The 19,260-nt window shown below is 49.4% G+C and carries 20 protein-coding genes, 7 tRNA genes and 2 rRNA genes (1 of these 29 cut by a window edge); 2 read left to right on the top strand and 27 right to left on the bottom strand.

Going from position 1 to position 19,260, the window contains the following annotated elements; genetic code table 11:
• The 4 genes from EXW93_RS00705 to EXW93_RS00690 all read right to left on the bottom strand — a co-directional run bounded on the left by EXW93_RS00705 (nt 1) and on the right by EXW93_RS00690 (nt 3,078).
• Nucleotides 1–663 carry a Crp/Fnr family transcriptional regulator gene (locus EXW93_RS00705; RefSeq protein WP_035399306.1) on the bottom strand — a complete coding sequence of 221 codons (663 nt, stop codon included), beginning with the start codon at nt 661–663 and terminating at the stop codon, nt 1–3.
• A 12-nt stretch (nt 664–675) separates the two neighbouring features.
• Entirely contained in the window at nt 676–1,101 is a 426-nt protein-coding gene (locus EXW93_RS00700; RefSeq protein ID WP_023466686.1) for a DMT family transporter, read from the bottom strand.
• Nucleotides 1,102–1,294: 193 nt separating this feature from the next.
• Entirely contained in the window at nt 1,295–2,149 is an 855-nt protein-coding gene (locus EXW93_RS00695; protein WP_050676896.1) for a PPK2 family polyphosphate kinase, read from the bottom strand.
• A gap of 74 nt (nt 2,150–2,223) precedes the next feature.
• On the bottom strand, nt 2,224–3,078 hold the full coding sequence (locus tag EXW93_RS00690; RefSeq protein WP_058713383.1) for an SDR family oxidoreductase: 855 nt from the start codon (nt 3,076–3,078) through the stop codon (nt 2,224–2,226).
• A 122-nt stretch (nt 3,079–3,200) separates the two neighbouring features.
• Between EXW93_RS00690 and EXW93_RS00685 the strand changes: the two genes are divergently transcribed.
• Complete coding sequence (locus EXW93_RS00685) at nt 3,201–3,542, top strand: winged helix-turn-helix transcriptional regulator (RefSeq protein ID WP_255999198.1); 342 nt, start codon at nt 3,201–3,203, stop codon at nt 3,540–3,542.
• A 51-nt stretch (nt 3,543–3,593) separates the two neighbouring features.
• Here EXW93_RS00685 and EXW93_RS00680 read toward each other — a convergent pair whose 3' ends face one another.
• From EXW93_RS00680 to EXW93_RS00665, 4 genes are all read right to left on the bottom strand, one after another.
• On the bottom strand, nt 3,594–4,586 hold the full coding sequence (locus EXW93_RS00680) for an NAD(P)/FAD-dependent oxidoreductase (RefSeq protein WP_174315888.1): 993 nt from the start codon (nt 4,584–4,586) through the stop codon (nt 3,594–3,596).
• A gap of 64 nt (nt 4,587–4,650) precedes the next feature.
• Complete coding sequence (locus EXW93_RS00675) at nt 4,651–5,544, bottom strand: phosphotransferase family protein (RefSeq protein WP_174315887.1); 894 nt, start codon at nt 5,542–5,544, stop codon at nt 4,651–4,653.
• On the bottom strand, nt 5,541–6,023 hold the full coding sequence (locus tag EXW93_RS00670) for a GNAT family N-acetyltransferase (protein WP_174315886.1): 483 nt from the start codon (nt 6,021–6,023) through the stop codon (nt 5,541–5,543). The genes EXW93_RS00675 and EXW93_RS00670 overlap by 4 nt, the downstream gene beginning before the upstream one ends.
• Before the next feature lie 13 nt (nt 6,024–6,036).
• Entirely contained in the window at nt 6,037–6,597 is a 561-nt protein-coding gene (locus EXW93_RS00665) for an isochorismatase family protein (RefSeq protein ID WP_174315885.1), read from the bottom strand.
• A 129-nt stretch (nt 6,598–6,726) separates the two neighbouring features.
• On the opposite strand from EXW93_RS00665, the gene EXW93_RS00660 reads away from it, so the two are divergent.
• The gene (locus EXW93_RS00660) at nt 6,727–6,900 is read left to right on the top strand and encodes a hypothetical protein (protein ID WP_023466676.1); all 174 of its coding nucleotides are present in this window, start codon (nt 6,727–6,729) and stop codon (nt 6,898–6,900) included.
• A 39-nt stretch (nt 6,901–6,939) separates the two neighbouring features.
• Here the strand turns inward: EXW93_RS00660 and EXW93_RS00655 are convergent, their stop codons facing one another.
• The 19 genes from EXW93_RS00655 to EXW93_RS00565 form a co-directional block, all read right to left on the bottom strand.
• A complete protein-coding gene (locus EXW93_RS00655) occupies nt 6,940–7,539 on the bottom strand; it encodes a short chain dehydrogenase (protein ID WP_174315884.1) in 600 nt (199 codons plus the stop codon).
• Between the two features lie 38 nt (nt 7,540–7,577).
• The gene (locus EXW93_RS00650) at nt 7,578–8,345 is read right to left on the bottom strand and encodes an alpha/beta hydrolase (protein ID WP_174315883.1); all 768 of its coding nucleotides are present in this window, start codon (nt 8,343–8,345) and stop codon (nt 7,578–7,580) included.
• A gap of 23 nt (nt 8,346–8,368) precedes the next feature.
• A complete protein-coding gene (locus tag EXW93_RS00645; protein ID WP_023466671.1) occupies nt 8,369–8,935 on the bottom strand; it encodes a hypothetical protein in 567 nt (188 codons plus the stop codon).
• A gap of 75 nt (nt 8,936–9,010) precedes the next feature.
• Nucleotides 9,011–10,807, bottom strand: a complete 1,797-nt coding sequence (gene glmS, locus EXW93_RS00640; protein WP_023466669.1) for a glutamine--fructose-6-phosphate transaminase (isomerizing) — start codon at nt 10,805–10,807, stop codon at nt 9,011–9,013.
• Nucleotides 10,808–11,219: 412 nt separating this feature from the next.
• Nucleotides 11,220–12,575, bottom strand: coding sequence for a phosphoglucosamine mutase (glmM, locus tag EXW93_RS00635; RefSeq protein ID WP_023466667.1), 1,356 nt, complete (start codon nt 12,573–12,575; stop codon nt 11,220–11,222).
• Between the two features lie 29 nt (nt 12,576–12,604).
• On the bottom strand, nt 12,605–13,891 hold the full coding sequence (locus tag EXW93_RS00630) for a CdaR family protein (protein ID WP_174315882.1): 1,287 nt from the start codon (nt 13,889–13,891) through the stop codon (nt 12,605–12,607).
• Nucleotides 13,891–14,751 carry a diadenylate cyclase CdaA gene (cdaA, locus tag EXW93_RS00625; protein WP_023466663.1) on the bottom strand — a complete coding sequence of 287 codons (861 nt, stop codon included), beginning with the start codon at nt 14,749–14,751 and terminating at the stop codon, nt 13,891–13,893. The genes EXW93_RS00630 and cdaA overlap by 1 nt, the downstream gene beginning before the upstream one ends.
• Before the next feature lie 79 nt (nt 14,752–14,830).
• On the bottom strand, nt 14,831–15,451 hold the full coding sequence (locus EXW93_RS00620; RefSeq protein WP_174315881.1) for an anti-sigma factor: 621 nt from the start codon (nt 15,449–15,451) through the stop codon (nt 14,831–14,833).
• A gap of 16 nt (nt 15,452–15,467) precedes the next feature.
• Nucleotides 15,468–16,031: an RNA polymerase sigma factor SigW gene (gene sigW, locus EXW93_RS00615; protein WP_023466660.1), complete on the bottom strand. Its 564-nt coding sequence runs from the start codon at nt 16,029–16,031 to the stop codon at nt 15,468–15,470.
• 125 nt (nt 16,032–16,156) lie between these two features.
• The gene (rocF, locus tag EXW93_RS00610) at nt 16,157–17,065 is read right to left on the bottom strand and encodes an arginase (RefSeq protein WP_023466659.1); all 909 of its coding nucleotides are present in this window, start codon (nt 17,063–17,065) and stop codon (nt 16,157–16,159) included.
• A gap of 211 nt (nt 17,066–17,276) precedes the next feature.
• Nucleotides 17,277–17,352: transfer RNA gene (locus EXW93_RS00605), tRNA-Ala, on the bottom strand.
• Nucleotides 17,353–17,361: 9 nt separating this feature from the next.
• Nucleotides 17,362–17,433: transfer RNA gene (locus EXW93_RS00600), tRNA-Gly, on the bottom strand.
• 6 nt (nt 17,434–17,439) lie between these two features.
• Nucleotides 17,440–17,512 (bottom strand) — tRNA-Lys (locus EXW93_RS00595).
• A 4-nt stretch (nt 17,513–17,516) separates the two neighbouring features.
• Nucleotides 17,517–17,600 (bottom strand) — tRNA-Tyr (locus tag EXW93_RS00590).
• A gap of 38 nt (nt 17,601–17,638) precedes the next feature.
• Nucleotides 17,639–17,711 (bottom strand) — tRNA-Thr (locus tag EXW93_RS00585).
• 13 nt (nt 17,712–17,724) lie between these two features.
• A tRNA-Glu gene (locus EXW93_RS00580) sits at nt 17,725–17,799 on the bottom strand.
• 2 nt (nt 17,800–17,801) lie between these two features.
• Nucleotides 17,802–17,876: transfer RNA gene (locus tag EXW93_RS00575), tRNA-Asn, on the bottom strand.
• 11 nt (nt 17,877–17,887) lie between these two features.
• Nucleotides 17,888–18,003 (bottom strand): 5S ribosomal RNA (gene rrf / locus EXW93_RS00570).
• A gap of 47 nt (nt 18,004–18,050) precedes the next feature.
• Nucleotides 18,051–19,260: ribosomal RNA gene (locus EXW93_RS00565) — 23S ribosomal RNA — on the bottom strand (it continues 1,704 nt past the right edge of the window).

Below are 19,260 nucleotides of genomic sequence, written 5' to 3'. Positions count from 1 at the left end.
TCATTCGTAAATGCTTTCTCCAACGCGCTCCATCAATCCGTCTCGATCAATGATTTCAATCGTATGCTGCGTCCGGCGAATCAACCCATCATCGACGAACTGGCGTAAGACACGATTGACATGACGATAACTCGTCCCGATCAAATCTGCCGCATCGACGAGTTCCTTACTCGCAAAAGCATCCGTATTAGGTGTCATCGACAGCAAATAACTGGCGAGCCGAACTTCAACCGGGTACAACAGATTGAAGCTGAGCGTATGCGATTTTAATTCAAACTTTTTCGTGATCGTCTCGAGTAAAAATAATAAAAAGGCAGAATGATGGACACGTGCTTCTTCCAAATCCGGATAGGCAATGCGTAAGACGGTCACTGGTGTCACTGCCTCGACCGTGTTCATCAAATCAATCTTTCGGACGAACTCAATATCACCGACGAGATCAAACGGATGCTTGAAGGACAACACGAGACGTTTCCCCGTTGCCGACATATGCGTGATCTTCAATTTCCCTTCGACGAGCAGGTAGAGTTCATGCGCAACATCGCCTTGTCGGCATAAAGCCTCACCCGGTGCGAACGTCTGGATGTGCATCGCCTTGCGTAGTGATGCATCAAAGACATGCATTAACTGATACCGTTCCAAATAGGTCACAATGTCCGTCACTTCTTCTCCTCCTTAGCTCTTTAAGATGAAGATGCCTGCTACCATCATCAAGATGCCGATGATCTGCGGACCCCGCAGTCGACGTTTCATGACGCCGAACCAGCCTCTTCCGTCAATCCAGAGTGCCAGCGCTAATTGCGCCAATAAAAAGAGCGAAATCGTCAAAGTCACGCCCATCCGGTGGACAGCCGTCATGTTGCTGAATAATATGATCGCCGCAAAGGCTCCCCCTGCCAGATAGAGTGGTTTGACACGTCGCATCGCTGAAAAACTGCGATCCCGTAAGACGATTGCTAAGAGGATCGCAACGATGAACCCAGTCATCTGAGTGATCGTCGCCGCTTGCCACGTCCCGATCGTTTGACTGATCCGGGCATTGGCGACACTTTGGAGCGTCAAGAAAAAGCCACCAGCAATCGCAAATAAGACACCACGCATGTGCATACTCCTCTCTTGTTCCATGATACTTTCATTTAACGAGAGTCCTTCTGATTTGAACAGGACATTTGTCCTGAGATGTGAATAAGTTCATGCTTCAGGATAACTGAAAAAAATTCATACAAAGCCAAATGCATCAAAAAAAAAAGCGATTCTTCTCAGCAAGAGAACAATCGCTTTTGGTGTAAATGATTTATGCTTCTTCTTCCAATCGTTTAATCGCTTCATCTAGTTGTTCCTGATCCTCTTCCGACAACTTCGGATATTGCGGATCAATTTCCTTCAAAACGTCATTCATGACTTCGGTGACGATATAGCGAGAATACCATTCGTCATCTGCCGGCAAGATGTACCATGGTGCATACGATGTCGACGTCGCCGAGACGAGTTCAGCAAAAATCTCATGGTATTCGTCCCAGTGCTTGCGTTCTTCAATATCACTGAACGAGAATTCAAAGTTTTTCGTTGGATCCTTCAGACGAGTCAATAATCGTTGCCGTTGCTCTTCTTTTGAGACATGGAACAAAAACTTGACGACCCGGAAGCCGTTCTCGACGAGATAGCGTTCAAAGTCATTGATTTGGCGATAGCGCATCTGCCATACATCTCCGTCATCCGGCTTTTCCTCTTCCTCGAGCAAATCATGGATGCGTGGCGCAATGACTTCCTCATAATAGGAACGGTTCAAGATGCCGACTTCGCCTTTTTCCGGTAGTCCTTCGTGGATCCGCCATAGATAGTCATGTTTTTGCTCCGTATCCGACGGTTTTTTGACGGAAATCGTCCGGAGTCCTTGTGCGTTTAGATTAGAAAAGATGTAGCTGATTGCCTCATCCTTCCCCGCTGCATCAATCGCTTGCAGGATGACGAGGACGCCGTTCTTCTCTTCGGCATGTAAACGCCAGTGTAACTCTTGTAACGTCTCGACACTTTTCGGAATCCGCTTCTCTCGCAATTCCGCTTCCGAAATCTCATGTTTTTCTGATGTCGGGTAATTCGAAAACGAGACTTGCTCGCCTTCCTTGACACGATAGGATGACAGTTTCATGGTAGGGCTCCTCCTTTAATTGCTTCTAAAGGGGATTTACCCTACTCGTTCATCCTGAAAACGTTCAGATGAACTTATCTTTTCAAAAGGAGACGGACTCCCTCTTCTAGCGTCGTCACAGGACGACCGAGTAATTCTTTAAAATCAGTACTTTCCACCGCAAGGGTTCCGGCTGCGATATCTGCTTGGATACCCGTCAACATTGGAATCAAGAAGTCAGGTAAGCCAGCTGCTTGCATCCGCTCGCCATAGGTCGCGCTATCTACTTCATCTACAGCGACCGATCGGTTAAGTACTGTTCCGACTGCATTCGCGAGTTCTGCTTGTGTATGCAACGGACCTGATAGTTCATAGATCGCTTTTGGATGCTCGAGCGTCAGTCCCGTCGCAATCGCTAGCGCATACTCCTCTTGTAACGCCCATCCGACTTTGCCTTCACCTGCTGCTGTTAACCAGTCTGCACCTTGTGCGACGGCATCCATCGTTCCGAGTTCATTTTCGAGATACCAGTTGTTGCGGAAAAAGACATACGGGATACCTGTCGCTTGAATCGCTTCTTCTGTGACCCGATGTGTTCGCGCAAGTCCGTTCGTGCTGTGTGCCGCATTAGCGATGCTCGTATAGCCGATCAGCTTGACGCCTGCCGCTTGTGCTGCCGTGACAGCGGCTTGGTGTTGCCGGATCCGTGTTGCTTCTTCACCGTCCGTCGAGATGATCAGCAGACGATCGATGCCTTGAAACGCGTGTCCGAGTGTTTCTGGCTGATCGAAATCACCATGCCGGACGTCGATTCCTTGCGCTGCAAGCGACGCTGCTTTTTCAACGTCACGGACACTAACCGCTACATGTTCGTTGCCGACTTGTTCACTGAGATGTTGCACGATGCGCGCACCTAATTTTCCGGTTGCGCCTGTAATTAACCATTTCATGATGAAACCACTCCTTTTAAGTTTGATGTTGTTCTTCATGATACGCCAGGTGATACACTAAAAAAAGTAGGCACTTATCTGAAACTAGGTCCCTCAAAACGAACCAATGGGAGAGGATGAACGTGGCTGTATTTGATTCAACGACCAATCAACGGACGGCTTGTCCAGTCACTCGGGTCCAACAGATGGTCGCTGGCAAATGGAAGATCATCTTGCTGTGGCACCTGACACACGGGACGCATCGTTTTCATGAACTGCAACAATTAACAGGTATCTCTAAAGGAACATTGACGCGTCAGCTTCGCGAGCTCGAGGCGGATGGTTTGATTCAACGACACGTCTTTGGCGAAGTTCCTCCTCGCGTTGAATATTCACTGACGGATGCCGGACATAGTTTTTTACCGATTCTTGACCAAATGGCAGCTTGGAGTGAGCAGCACTTCCAGGGGAATGATCGTGAGTAACAAAAAAACATGCGCTTCTTCTCAATTTAGAAAAGAAGTGCATGTTGTCGTTCATTCCGTCGCTGTCACCGTCTGACGTAAGTGGGTGTCGATGGCTTCAGCGACGCGTAATCCGGAGATGACAGCACTCTCGACGCGCGTCCGCCCTGACGCATCATCAGCTTCAAGGAACGCATCACCAGCAAGCCAAAGCGGGTGTGCCGTCAGTTTCAAATGCGGTGTCCGGTAAACCGCGCGTGCCTGAGCGTAACGCCAACGTTTGAGCTGACGCGAAACAATCGTCACCGGTCCGAGTTGCTGTTGTAACAGCCGCTCGACTTCAGCGAGTGTCTCTTCTTCCGGACGCTCGTACCAGTCTTCACTGAAGCGGGCTGTCATATAGACGCTCAAGAGTGTCGTCTTCGAAATCTTCTTCTCGGCATTATTGACGAGTTTTAACATCCCATCGACGAGTTGTTCGTCTTGTAGACCAACTTCTCCGATCGTCAGTCGCTCCTTGATTTCAAACAGACCCACGAATGTCGGCTCGAACGTCACTTGGCGCAACTGCTCATGATCGTCATCTCCAAGCGCCAGATCAGAAGACTGCAACAGTTCATATGCTTGCGGCACAGGCGCCGTCACGAGTAAGGCATCATACGTACCTTGATGATCCGTCGCTTGTGTGACGAGTTCGTCCTCTGTTGCCGTAATATGCGTGACCTGTTCATTCAACTGGACGGGAATCCCTCGACCAATCGCTTGTACGAGTTGATTCATGCCATTCGTTGCGACATAGCGTGGAAAATCCGTTCCAAACCACTTACGAACCCATCCCTTCTCAAGCCATTCGTCGACTTCGCGTTCCAACTCTTCCGTCCGAACTGTGAAGAAGACGGCACCATGATCCGCTGTTCCTTGATCAATCCGACGAGTTGCCATTCGCCCCCCGACGCTCTGGCTTTTTTCGATGATTTCAACAGCATGTCCTGCTGCCTGCAATTGACGTGCCGCAAAGATTCCGGCGAGTCCACCACCGATGATTCCGATTCGTTTCCCTGTCATCTCGCTTCCCCCTCATATTCCTCATTTCCCTAAGTATAGAGGTTTCTTCCAAGACATGGGTGAATCAATACCCGTCCGATATGCTCGTCGTCTGTAATTCCTGCTCGATAAGTACGATGTTCTCCTCAAAGAACGCCCGGTGCTCTTCTAGTCCACGTTTGATGCACCACCCAACGGCCGTGAGTGCTTCCCACAAACGATAGTATGCTAGATACGTCTCGATCGGCACGTCTGGGTGTAACATCGCGTATCCTTCTTGAAATGCCGTGACGTAAATGGAACCGAACGTATTGAGATTACGGACGATCTTCGTGAAGTCCATCTCGACGGCCCCGTAGCGGGTCGTCTCGAAATCGATCACCCCTGTGACTTGATCACCTACCGTCAGTAAATTTGCTAGGCGGAAATCACAATGTGTGGCAACGGGACGTGAAGGCTCCGGTAACGACTGTTCTCTTCTGACTAACTCTGTTTGGATGTTCTCTAAAAAAACGGAATCGAGTTCGGATGTGATGAACGGCATGAATCCATCGAGCTTTTCATTCCGGAAGCGTCGCCAGTCTTGAACCGGATAGGCATAAAATCCATCTTCCGTATACTCGCCGTAAGCTTCTCCTGTACACGTATGCAGCATTGCGAGCGTTCGACCAATTTCGTACGCCAATTTTTTAGTCATCGTGACCGGTGTCTGTCCCGGTAAGGCAGCAAGCACGAACGCCCCGGTCGTCTGCCCGGGAGCTGCTTCAGCTAAGAGGTGCGGCACGGGTACAAACCCTTCTAGTGCATGAATCCAGCCACGTTCCCGGTACCACTTTTCAGCCGTATAGGGGCGCTTTAAGAAAACGACCTGACCATCCGTTAGGACGAGACGATCGACTTCAGAACTATACGATTCGTCGACAGTCGCGCATGCTGCGACGTCGAGTTGAAAATGTTCAATCCATGCGTCTCGTGTCATGTTGTCGTCCCCACTATTTTCTGTAGCGTTTCACCTGGTAGACCGTCAATCGGTCCAACATAGGTCGATTCAAAACCTAATCCGATCAAAATACGGCGCGACGCTTCATGTGCTGGATCAATCGTTGCCGTGACGACCTGTAGCTCTTCTTCTGTCGCTAACTGTAAGAGACGCTCTGCAATTGCTGTGCCGTATCCACGTCCCCACTGATCGGGTAACAGCATGTAACCGAGCTCTGCTTCAAACGGTTGCGTTTGACTCCGGGTCATGTGCCCGATTCCAATCCATGTCTCTTCGGTATAAATCAGATACGATCCGAGTCGGTCGTGCTGCTGTTGTTCAAGGATTCGGTCAAAGCGTTGTTTCGTTTCCGTATCTGTTAATGCCTGTTCCGTGATGTAACGCATGACACGTTCGTCTTGGACGAGCGTCGCGTAGCGATCGTAATCGGACGCTGTTATTTTTCGTAATTCAATCATCTTATTCTCCTCTTCATGTCCGGTAGTCATTGTGGATTGGGGTGAAGACATCTTCCGTCGACGGACGAACAATCGCAAAGTGTTCGACGTTATAATGACCGTGCAAGACTTGATTATGGTGAGCGATCATTTGCTCCGGCGTCAGTATATCGGAGCCGTTCGTCGTATGCCCGTCGGCAACGAGTGTGACATCAAAGCCATGCACCGTCGCACTGCGCACCGCGGTATCGATGCAGTGTTCCGTCTTACAGCCTAAGACGATCAGATGTTCAATCGATGCTTGGCGTAGATGATCGAGCAAGGGGGTACCATGAAACGCATTCGTCGCCGCTTTATCGAACGTGACACTGGACGTTGGAACGGGAATCGAGTCATGGACTGCAAACCCAGGTCCTGTTCCGCCAGCGACGTCCAAATCCCGAATGAAAACGACCGGAACGTTTCGTTCGTCTGCTTCAAGTACGACCGCTTCGATGACATGCGCGACTTGCTCTTTTAAGTATACCGGACGTTCTTCCGTGTTCCCGTCGACGAGTTCCTGTTGAAAATCAATCACTAGGACTGCTTGTTTCATCATCATGTTCCTCCTTGTAAAATCGACTGTTTGTTTCCTTCCCGTTCATCTGAATGATTTCCTGCTCCTGACAGACACGAAACTTTTTAGCTGTTGGATTCGTTAAGAAGAAGGAAAGGATGTGTCTGGATGATTTGGTTTGGCGTCATCTTCTTATGTGTGCTTCTCGTCAATCTGACACTGGAGAAGCTGATCATGAACCGGACGATGACAGGTCGCTGGTTCGTCCGCAACTTACTCATTTGTCTCGGGATCACTCTCTTATTATTCGGGATCGAACGTTATGTCCTATCCGGTCTGTAAAAAAAGCAGATAGCGATTTTTCGCTATCTGCTTTTTTAGTTAATAGACTTCGTAATTTTGCCCCGTCTGTGCCCCTTCGACACTCTTTTCGAACGCCGTCGCGACACGTGACGCCGGAACGGCTTCAAAACCACGGAAGAAGGGTCCGTACTTCTCAAGCGACTCGATCAGTACGTTCGGACTGACGCTGTTGATCCGAATGCCTCGTGGCATCTCGATCGCTGATGCGTGAACGAACGCTTTGACCCCACCGTTCGCAAGCGCAGCGGATGCGCCTTGGCGAATCGGATCGTCCATCATGATGCCGGTCGTCAGCGTAAAGCTTCCGCCGTCTCGTACGGACTCTAAACCAAGCAAGACGAGATTGACCTGACCTTTTAGTTTACTGTCGATTCCGATTTGATTAAGCTCCGGTGTTAAGTCCGTCAATGGACCGAAATGAGCACCACCTGTGGCACTGATGACGGCATCAACAGAACCGACTGTTTCATACATCGCCCGAATACTTTCCTCTGATGTGATGTCGACTTGTACATCCGCTCCGCTTCGTCCGGCACGAATGATGTCATGCCGCTCACTCAGCCGTTCGACGACTGCCTGCCCAATCGTTCCGCTTGCTCCTACTACTAAAATTCGCATGATCCTTTCCCCTTTCTCGTCTAACTTACCTATCTAGCCTACTGCACAGCAGATGGTGGTTTCAAGGAATCTACCGGATGCGTCTTCAAGAAGATGAGGATTTCTTCGAACAAACGTTGTTTATCCCGATCGAGTGTCAGTAGATGTTTACTGTTCGGAAGAAGAACCTTTTTCTGATCTCGGCTCGGCACCGTCGTTTCGATTCGCTCGAGACTCGCATGATAGACGGCATCATCTAAGGCGCCAAGGAACAAGGCGATGGGCTGCGTGATCTTCGGCAAGACGACTCCTGTGTCGAGAATGAACTGTTGTAGTGCCCATAAGTCTTTTTCTGGGCGTGGAAAATGACGGTCGACAAAGTCTACGATCCACTCCGGTGAACGATCGTCAAACTGAAAATACCGTTCTGTATAACGAAGGACGCGGTGCTCGAGTCCCGCAATCGTCCGCTCAAGAATCGGCGTCGAGAGTAAGATGAGTCCAGCGCATCCTGACTGTTCTGCTAGTCGAAGTGCCATTACTCCACCGAGTGATTGTCCGATCAAAAAGATGTCTTTGTGTCCTCGATCTTGTAAAAACGCGAGTCCGACTTGCGCGGACTGCCAGACGTCTTCGATCGTCGTCTCAAACAAGCGCTCCGGCGATTCCCCGTGCCCGGCGTAATTGGGCGCGTAACAGGTATAGCCGGCTGCATGTAAAAAACGAGCGAGTCCCCGCATCTCATTCGCACTTCCCGTAAAACTATGTAACAACAAAATAGCAGGTCCGGGTCCTTCTAAGTACAGATCCTTTGATTTCGTAATCAAGTGCGCCCCTCCTTTTCATCTCTTCACACTTCCTCCACCGAAGCATCCTCCCGTAACGACTCTATAATCCGAAAGCCTGGGTAGTTCGCTTCGGATCGTCGTTCGCCACTTGACCGATAATAAGCATTCCAGTAACTGATCATCCGGTCTTCGATTCGCTTCATGTATGCCGGATCATCCTCGACGAATCGCCGCTTCACTTCCGGATCCCATTGCTCGATTGCGGGTACGATGATGTCGACGATGTCACGGACGTATTCACTAGCAAGTTCGATGATATAGGCAAGAACCCATCCGTCGTGTGGATGGTTTTTAAGTAACTGCTGAAGATACTGCTCACGAACATGACCATCATGGTGACGGGTGTAAAGGCAATATAAAATCGTCTGCTGAGTCGACGTCAGTTGCTTGATCCGCTCCGAGTCGATTTCTGATAAATACAAACGCATCGGAATCTGTATGTGTTCCTGTTCTATATTTACTTCGATCGCCCCTGGTGATAATCGTGTCCATCCAAACGGTAGACATGCTTTAACGACCCGAACGTCCTGTTCATATCTCTTAGGAAATGCGGTGATCCAGCGGTTCATCTCGTTCTCCTCCTAATATAAAAACTCCAAACGACAGACGCTTACACGCCTGTCATTTGGAGTCGATTTGTTTCCTTATTCAACCGTTACCGACTTCGCCAAGTTACGTGGCTTATCGACGTCACAGTCGCGACCGAGTGCCGCGTAGTATGAGATTAATTGAAGTGGTAAGACCGACAAGAGTGGTGACAAGAGTGGCTCGACTGCTGGAATGACGAATGCATCTGTTGGCAATTCAAGACCTTCTGCTGCGATGACACACGCATTTGCCCCACGTGCGACGACTTCCTTGATATTCCCACGGTTGTTGAGATGAACGTGTGGTTGTGTCACGAGCGCGATGACCGGTGTGTTGTCTTCAATCAAAGCGATCGGACCGTGCTTAAGCTCTCCACCCGCGTATCCTTCTGCTTGGATATACGAGATCTCTTTGAGTTTCAATGCACCTTCCATCCCGACGTATGCATCTTGTCCACGACCGATGAAGAACGCATTGCGTGACTCAGACAAGTATTCTGTCGCGATTTCTTGGAAGCGATCTTTTTGAGACATGACCGACTCCATCGCACTTGAGATTTTACCGAGTTCTTTCATGAGATCAAAGTTGACGGCAACCCCTTTTGCTTGAGCAAGGTCAAACGCAAGGACAGCGAGAACAGCGATTTGAGCTGTATACGCTTTTGTTGAAGCAACGGCGATTTCTGGACCCGCGTGGAGCAACAATGTTGCGTTTGCTTCACGTGACAATGTTGATCCTGGAACGTTCGTGATCGTCAGTGCCGGGTGACCAAGTTTCTTCGCTTCGACGAGAACGGCACGACTATCCGCTGTTTCACCTGATTGTGAAAGGAAGAGGAAGAGCGGTTTCTCTGTCAATAATGGCATGTTGTATCCGAACTCAGAAGAGATGTGCACTTCTGTCGGGATGCCTGCGATTTGTTCGATCAACTGTTTTCCGATCAAACCAGCATGGTAGCTTGTTCCGCAACCGATGATGTAGACGCGGTCACGACCAAGTACGAGATCACGGACTGATTGATCGAGTGTGATGTCGCCTGCTTCGTTTTGATATTTTTGAACGATGTTCCGGATGACTGCTGGTTGCTCATCCATCTCTTTGAGCATATAGTGCGCGTACGTTCCTTTTTCGATATCTGATGCATCGATTTCAGCCGTGTACGCTTCACGCTCTTGGACGTTCCCGTCGAGATCTTGGATCGTCACGCTATCACGCGTCAAGATGATCATCTCACCATCATGCAACTCAACGAATTGATCCGTTACTTGCAACATTGCCATTGCGTCTGAAGCGACGACGTTGAACGTACCATCACCGAGACCGACGAGAAGTGGTGATTTGTTTTTCGCGACGTATAAGACGTCTGGATTTTCAGCATCGATCAACGCGAGCGCATACGAACCATGCAAGACACGGAGTGTTTGACGGAATGCTTCCGCGACGTCACCTGTCTCGTTGAAGTTTTTTTCAATCATCTGAACGATGACTTCTGTATCCGTGTCGCTCAGGAGATCGACGTTCAATTCTGCTTTTAGTTGCTCATCGTTTTCGATGACACCGTTGTGCACGAGTGTGAAACGTGCTGACGCACTTTGGTGTGGGTGCGCGTTTGGTACGCTTGGGACACCGTGTGTCGCCCAACGTGTATGTCCGATTCCAACTGTGCCGTCTGCCTCAGCAGGAACGACTTCGCGTAGCGCAGCAATCCGGCCAACTTCTTTGTGGACTTGGACGCCGTCGTTGACGAACGCAAGACCTGCCGAGTCATAGCCGCGGTACTCGAGCTTTTCGAGACCTTTTAATAAAATTTCTTTCGTGTTGACCTGTCCGATCATACCTACGATTCCGCACATGTTACATCTCTCCATTTACAAGTATTTCCCTAAAGAGGAAACGGCTCTTGTTGAGAGGATCCCGATCGGTCTGTTTGTCCGTCCAATCACTTGGACGATTTCAGAACGATTTACGGTATGGATCTGGTACCGGGAGGCATCCGCCGAATGATTCGATAAACCTCCACCTCGTCAGCTTTCAATCTACGAAGAAAGCCCTGGCGCTTTTTAGTTCCGTCTGACCCCGTTTCTGTCCGACTTCACCATCATACGAACTTTACTTTGAAAAAGCAAGAAAGGTAACGTAGTTGTAACTATTCCCGATATTTCACTAATCAATACGTATAATCCCTATTTTTTGTAAAAATCTCAAGCTGTTTTTCTAAAATAATTGTAAAAAAAGAAGCAGAGCAATCGCTCTGCTTCGGGTTTCTTAGTTTTCTTGTAACGCATAGTTCTCACGAACGACGTTCGCGATCCGCTCGACGTACGCATCACACGCTTCTTGTGTCGGAGCTTCCGCCATGACACGAACGAGTGGTTCTGTTCCTGACGCACGAACGAGAATCCGTCCGTTCCCCGCCATTTCCGCTTCAACTTCCGCAATGATTGCTTGTACAGCAGGACCGCTCATTGCGCCATTTTTATCTGAGACACGGATGTTGACGAGACGTTGTGGGAAGATCGGCATCTCAGCTGCGAGTTCTGATAACTTCTTCCCTGTCGCTTTCATGATTTGCAACAACTGGACGCCTGACAACATGCCGTCTCCTGTCGTTGAGTAATCCATGAAGATGATGTGCCCCGACTGTTCGCCACCGAGTGTATAGTCGTTCTTACGCATCTCTTCGACGACATAACGGTCACCGACTGCTGTCTGAAGCGCCGTCATCCCGTTTTCTTTGACGGTTTTATGAAAACCAAGGTTACTCATGACCGTCGCAACGATCGTGTTGTCTTTCAGACGACCAAGTTCGTTCAAGTATTTCCCGCAGATGAACATAATTTTATCACCATCGACGATATCGCCGTTCTCATCGACTGCAATCAAGCGATCGCCGTCGCCATCAAATGACAAACCGACATCTGCGCTCTTTTCTTTGACGAAGGCAGCAAGGTGTTCAGGGTGTGTCGAACCGACACCATCATTGATGTTGAGTCCGTTCGGATTCGTTCCGATCGTCGATACTTCTGCTTCCAAGTCACCAAATAGACGTGGTGCGAGGCTTGACGTCGCTCCGTGTGCACCGTCAATCGCGACATGGATGCCTGAGAAATCTTCATCCGATGTCTGACGAAGCATATGCAGATACTTTTGTGCGCCCTCAAAATAATCATGAACGAAGCCGAGTTCTTTTCCGGCTGGGCGTGGCAATGTATCTTCTGCTTCATCGAGTAATGCTTCAATTTCAAGTTCTGTTGCGTCGTCAAGCTTAAAGCCGTCTGATCCGAAGAACTTGATCCCGTTATCTTCTACTGGATTGTGCGACGCGGAAATCATGACTCCTGCTGTCGCATCCATTGTTTTTGTCAGATACGCGACACCTGGTGTCGAGATGACACCTAGACGCATGACTTCTGCACCGATCGATAACAGACCCGCGATAAGTGCGTTCTCAAGCATTTGACCAGAAACACGTGTATCGCGTCCAATTAAGACTTTAGGTCGTGTACTTTCGTGTTTTGTTAACACATAACCACCTGTTCGACCGAGGCGATACGCCAGTTCCGGTGTCAATTCTACGTTTGCGACGCCGCGTACGCCGTCAGTTCCAAAATACTTACCCATATGTTATTTCCTCATTTCACTAATTTGTTTTAATTGGTCGGAACGGATGTCCGAGGCACGGCTTTTAACGTGACATCCATGTTATCCGGACGCAAGACATCGAAGGCTTTCGACGTCTGGTATGAAATCGGCAATCCATGTGTTCCTTCTTTTAGTCCTGTCACGTCGATGACCGCTTTAATGTCCGTCGCATCAATCGATGCTAGATCCGATTCTTTCCCACGGACAACGACATCCATCGTTTGGTTATAATCAATCGTATACTTCGACTCATCAAACCCATTCAACGTGACCGTCACACCCGGGATCGTTTTCTCTGCTCGATCCTCGACGGTTTCTGTCGTCGATTTCGCATTTTCCTTTTCAACGACGATATTGACGGTAACCTGTGTTGGATCCATCGCCGTCGCGTTTTCCGGTTCCACGAGTTTGACGGTTTTTTCCGTCGTCTTCGTCAATCCCTTAAGCGAGACCGCTTCTGTATCAACGGAACCAATCCGTTCCAACTCTTCTTTTGTTCCATATAGACGAGCTTCCGTCGTGACAGGAACGATTTTGACAACGGTATACCCTTTTTTGACGTTGTCTTTTGTCTTCACATTGATTGGTACCGTCTTACTTTCCTTATAGATCGGTACTGTGATTTCTAATTGCTCCGGTTGATAAGATGCACTAATCGTATTCCCGTTCGCATCAGTCGCTTTAGCATTGAACGTCTCTTTGAACGTCTCTGCCCGACCGGTCACATCAATCGGTACTTGGATTGCTGAAATCGCCTGTAACTTCTCCGCGCCTCCCGTAACTTCAACAGTTTGTTGGTTCGGTTGCGCTTCCCCAGCGACATATCCTTCAGCGATTTTGTTTTTATTGAGTAAGGCGACTTGTACCGGTACTTCTTTCGTAATCTTCTTATCGAAGAAGACTTCGATCGTCTGTTGTTTCGGCGTCACTTCGACATCTTTTCCAAAGCCAGTCGGTGTGACACGGACACGATGATAGCCCGGGTCGAGACCTTTCAAATCAATCGATAATCCAAAATCCTGAACAAGCCGGAGCATCGTCAAGCTACTCGAAGGACCTTTAACGGTGACCTCCATCGTATTTGGAATATTATAGGCGACCCATTGCGATTCATCATACTGGACCGTGACCGGTACGTCAAACTTCGTCGAGCCTTGTCCTGCGATCGGTAACAGACTAGCCGCATCGCTTTTTCCCGTCGTATTCGAACCTGCGACCATCAAATACAACATGACGGCTAAGGCAACGGCAACGATACGTAAAAACCAGCGTTCATTGAACCACTTTTCGAACATTATTTTTTCGCCCCCATCCAGTTCAAGAAGGAAGTATTCGTCGGTTCGGCCTTGACGATTGTCTCAAGTAACTTCGTCCGCAAGGATTCTTCGTCGAGTTCCCGGTATAGACGTCCATTGATGGCGAGTGAGACACCACCCGTTTCTTCCGAGACGACGAGCGTGACACTATCCGTCACCTCACTGACACCAATTGCTGCGCGGTGACGTGTTCCAAGCTCTTTTGAGATATGTGCACTCTCAGACAGCGGTAAGTAACAAGCGGCTGCTGCTAACTTGCCTTGCTGGACGATGACGGCACCATCATGTAAGGGTGTATTCGGAATGAACAAGTTGATCAGCAACTGACTCGTGATTTGTGAGCCGAGCGGAATACCCGTCTCCACGTATTCACTCAGTCCAGTCTCCCGTTCAATCGTCACGAGTGCCCCAATACGCCGTTTTGACATGTACTGAGCAGACGATACGAGCGCATCGACGATTCGAATTTGTTCATCTTCATCACTGACCGCACTACGCGAGAAGAATTTACTCGTTCGTCCTAAATGTTCCAGTCCACGCCGGAGTTCGGGTTGGAAGATGATGATAATCCCTAGTAACCCATAGGTGATGATTTGATTCAGTAAGAATTGCAGTGTTTTGAGTCCAAAAAAGCCACTCAGGAACCAACTGATCAAAATGACCGAGATCCCTTTAATGAGCTGGACCGCTTTTGTTCCTTTGACGATGATCATGAGACGGTAAATGACGAACGTCACGACCGCAATATCAATCACGTCATTAATATAATCGTACCAATGTACGTTTTCTCCCAGTTTCAACAATTGAAATTGAAGTGGTTGCCAGCTGAAGTAATTCACCAACCGTGCCCCCTAACTCATCTGATTTAAACAGTTTCCATTATAGCACAAAGGGACGAGTTCGACTCGTCCCAGCTGATTATTGAAATAGACGCTTGATTCCGTACCATACGCGTTCGAATAATTGATCGATTTCCTTGATTTCTCCGGTCACGCTACCAGCACTCGCCGTGTACGCTTTCCCGTCAACGGTCATGACGTCGCCATTGACTTTCCCTTCGATGCGGACGTTCCCGCCTTCGACATAGAGATCTTGATCGACTGTGACACCTTTCGGGACAACGACCTCACCATTTTGAGCGACGATGCCTGGTGCATTCGTATAAGATAAGTCATGTTCTTCCTGTGCCATATAACCACCAAGGCTACCGACCGACAAAAGTAAGAAAACAGCCGCTGCCGCGAGCAATGGATATTGCTTCATCTTCCCTCCAAAACGAGACGGTTGCGGTTGTTGCAGCAAAGCAGCGCTTGGCGTCTCCACCTGTTCAGGCAATTGTGCCAGCACGCGGGATGTAAAATCTGCCGATAATTTAGGCGCTGGAAGTTGACGCAGTCGAGCATCAAGGAGCCGATACTCTTCGAACTCGTCCATCGCGTCTACTTCTCGTAACTCTGCTTCTAATCGCTCGAATTCCTCAGGTGGTTGGTTTTGGTCTAAATAATCCTGGATCCGTTCATGTACATGCTCTCGTGACATGGTGAGTTCCTCCTTCTCATCGTTTGGCAAAATGCTTCTTCAGCGCTTCTCGTCCACGATGAATTCTAGTTTTGACAGTAGCGACAGGTAATTCGATCATTTCACTGATTTCCTTTAGCGAAAGATCCTCTACATATTTCAGGACGAGTGGGACACGGTATTTTTCTGGTAAAGCCGCAATCGCGTCCCCGACTTCGTTTCGTTGCTCGTTATCGACCACTTGGTCCTCCGGCAAGGTGTCCTTGCTCTCGAGTTGTGAATACAATGTCAGTCCTTCAGTACCTGACATCTCAGCATCAAGAGAATAATCAGGTTTCTTTTTCCGTAATCGGTCAATCGATACGTTCGTGACGATTCGGTACAACCAAGTCCGGAACTTCCATTGTGCATTATACGAATCAATTTTCGTAAATACACGGATGAAGGCTTCCTGTGTCGCATCCTCCGCTTCCATTCGATCGCGCAAGACACGGAAAGCCACAAGAAAGGCACCTTCCTTATATAGATCAACAAGTGCCGCGAATGCATCACGGTCTCCCTGTTTCACTCGCTCAATTAAGCGTAGTGTCGTTTCTTCCACTTTGAATACCCCCCGCTCTATGCGGTCAATCTCTTATACGAAGTCGACCGATAAATGTTTCATCTCCTTTTAAATTGTAACAAAAAAAACTTGAACCCCGATGAAAAGAGTTCAAGTTCTATCCATTATTTTACTAAGCGATGTGTTTCCATTGCCAAAAGTAGATCTCCGATTAGTTCATTCGCAAGTTCTGCTGTTCCGTTTCCTTCTTCAAGCAACGGATTCACTTCAACGAATTCAGCTGCAATGAAGTCTTCTGCCGTTGCGCAATGCTGGAGCACTGTCTTCGCATCGTCTAAGAAAATACCGTCGGCGACACGTGTTCCGGTACCGACGACGAGTGATGGATCGAGACCATCCATATCAAAGCTAAGATAGAACGCATCCGTCGTTTCCTTCAAATAGGCAATCGCTTCTTCCATGATCGCGTCCATTCCCCGAGTTCGGATCGCTTCCATATCATAGACACGAATACCAAGACGATCAATCAGCTCTTGTTCGCCTGGATCAACGTCACGTAATCCGATGAAGACGAGATGTTCCGGTTGCAGTTTGACATCGGTTCCTCCGACTTCCGTTAAACGCTGATGTCCTTCCCCAAGGGCGACAGCGAGCGGCATGCCGTGAATATTGCCAGACGGTGATGTTTCCGGTGTATTCAAATCACCGTGTGCATCGAACCAGATGACACCAAGACGGGGTACAGTCTGACGTAACCCTGCAATCGTTCCGATCGCCATGCTGTGATCGCCACCGACTAATAACGGAAAACGTTGCTCCGATAACGCGTCACGTACGATCAGGTGCAAGTCATTCGTCGTATGGACGACGCCTTCAAGACGTTTTAGCTTCGGATCTTCTTCCCGGACTGCATCCTCGGATAAGACAGCCGCTTCCCCGTAGCGTACTGCTTCTTGTCCCCGTGCTTCAAGTGTCGCGAGTAGACCGGCTTTTTCGACAGCAGCAGGTCCGTGTTCAGTGCCTGGCTTTCCTTGTCCATAACGGTACGGTACGCTGATATACGCGATGTTCATTCGTTATTCCCCCTATGTCATAGTCACTTCTACATGTATTGTAAGCGGTAACAAACAAGTGGTTCAACTCAACAAAAAAACGCATGAATATACAAAAAAACACCGTGAAGGGAATCACGGTGTTCTTGCGTACGTACTCTGGTTATGCTTGGCATTTCATATAAAAAAAACTTAAGACGAACGAAACTCGCTTAAGATCTTTAAATAAAATTGGTGGAGCCTAGCGGGATCGAACCGCTGACCTCCTGCGTGCAAGGCAGGCGCTCTCCCAGCTGAGCTAAGGCCCCGAAAGAAAAAGCGGAAGACGGGATTCGAACCCGCGACCCCGACCTTGGCAAGGTCGTATTCTACCACTGAACTACTTCCGCAAGAAATGAGCCATGCAGGATTCGAACCTGCGACCCTCTGATTAAAAGTCAGATGCTCTACCAACTGAGCTAATGGCTCGACATGGTGGGGGGGGGCGGATTCGAACCGCCGAACCCGAGGGAGCGGATTTACAGTCCGCCGCGTTTAGCCACTTCGCTACCCCCCCAGTTTGTCTAGGAAACTTATACGATTGAGAAAAAACAGTGCCGGCAACAGGAGTCGAACCCGCGACCTACTGATTACAAGTCAGTTGCTCTACCAGCTGAGCTACACCGGCACAAAAAGTATAATGGTGACCCGTACGGGATTCGAACCCGTGTTACCGCCGTGAAAGGGCGGTGTCTTAACCGCTTGACCAACGGGCCATTGGCTCCGCAAGTAGGATTTGAACCTACGACCTACCGGTTAACAGCCGGTTGCTCTACCACTGAGCTATTGCGGAATAAATTAAATGCCTGGCAACGTCCTATCCTCACAGGGGGAAGCCCCCAACTACTTTCGGCGTTCAAGTGCTTAACTTCCGTGTTCGGCATGGGAACGGGTGTGACCACTTGGCTATCGTCACCAGACGATCGGGCTCGCGCCCTCAAAACTGAAGTCATCAACAAGCATCTGCTAGAACAAGGCCTCGACCGATTAGTATCACTCAGCTCCACATGTCGCCATGCTTCCACCCGTGACCTATCTACCTCATCGTCTCTGAGGGGTCTTTCTTGATTACTCAAAGGGAAATCTCATCTTGGAGGGGGCTTCATGCTTAGATGCTTTCAGCATTTATCCCGTCCGCACGTAGCTACCCAGCGATGCTCCTGGCGGAACAACTGGTACACCAGCGGTGCGTCCATCCCGGTCCTCTCGTACTAAGGACAGCTCTCCTCAAATTTCCTGCGCCCACGACGGATAGGGACCGAACTGTCTCACGACGTTCTGAACCCAGCTCGCGTACCGCTTTAATGGGCGAACAGCCCAACCCTTGGGACCTACTCCAGCCCCAGGATGCGATGAGCCGACATCGAGGTGCCAAACCTCCCCGTCGATGTGGACTCTTGGGGGAGATCAGCCTGTTATCCCCAGGGTAGCTTTTATCCGTTGAGCGATGGCCCTTCCATGCGGAACCACCGGATCACTAAGCCCGACTTTCGTCCCTGCTCGACTTGTAGGTCTCGCAGTCAAGCTCCCTTCTGCCTTTGCGCTCTACGAATGATTTCCAACCATTCTGAGGGAACCTTTGGGCGCCTCCGTTACTGTTTAGGAGGCGACCGCCCCAGTCAAACTACCCGCCTGACACGGTCCTCCAGCCGGATCACGGCTGCGAGTTAGAGACTCTATGCATGAAGGGCGGTATCCCAAGGGTGACTCCTCCGAAGCTGGCGCTCCGGGCTCGACGTCTCCCGCCTATCCTGTACATCATGCACAAAGCCTCAATATCAGGCTGTAGTAAAGCTCCATGGGGTCTTTCCGTCCTGTCGCGGGTAACCTGCATCTTCACAGGTACTATGATTTCACCGGGTCTCTCGTTGAGACAGTGCCCAAATCGTTACGCCTTTCGTGCGGGTCGGAACTTACCCGACAAGGAATTTCGCTACCTTAGGACCGTTATAGTTACGGCCGCCGTTTACTGGGGCTTCGGTTCAAAGCTTCGCTTGCGCTAACCCATCCCCTTAACCTTCCAGCACCGGGCAGGCGTCAGCCCCTATACGTCATCTTGCGATTTAGCAGAGACCTGTGTTTTTGCTAAACAGTCGTTTGGGCCTATTCACTGCGGCTCTACTCATGTAGAGCGTCCCTTCTCCCGAAGTTACGGGACCATTTTGCCGAGTTCCTTA

Source organism: Exiguobacterium sp. JMULE1, assembly GCF_013337175.1.
Lineage (GTDB): Bacteria > Bacillota > Bacilli > Exiguobacteriales > Exiguobacteriaceae > Exiguobacterium_A > Exiguobacterium_A indicum.
The sequence above is the reverse complement of the archived record's forward strand: the minus strand, read 5'-3'. Positions and strand labels throughout refer to the sequence as shown.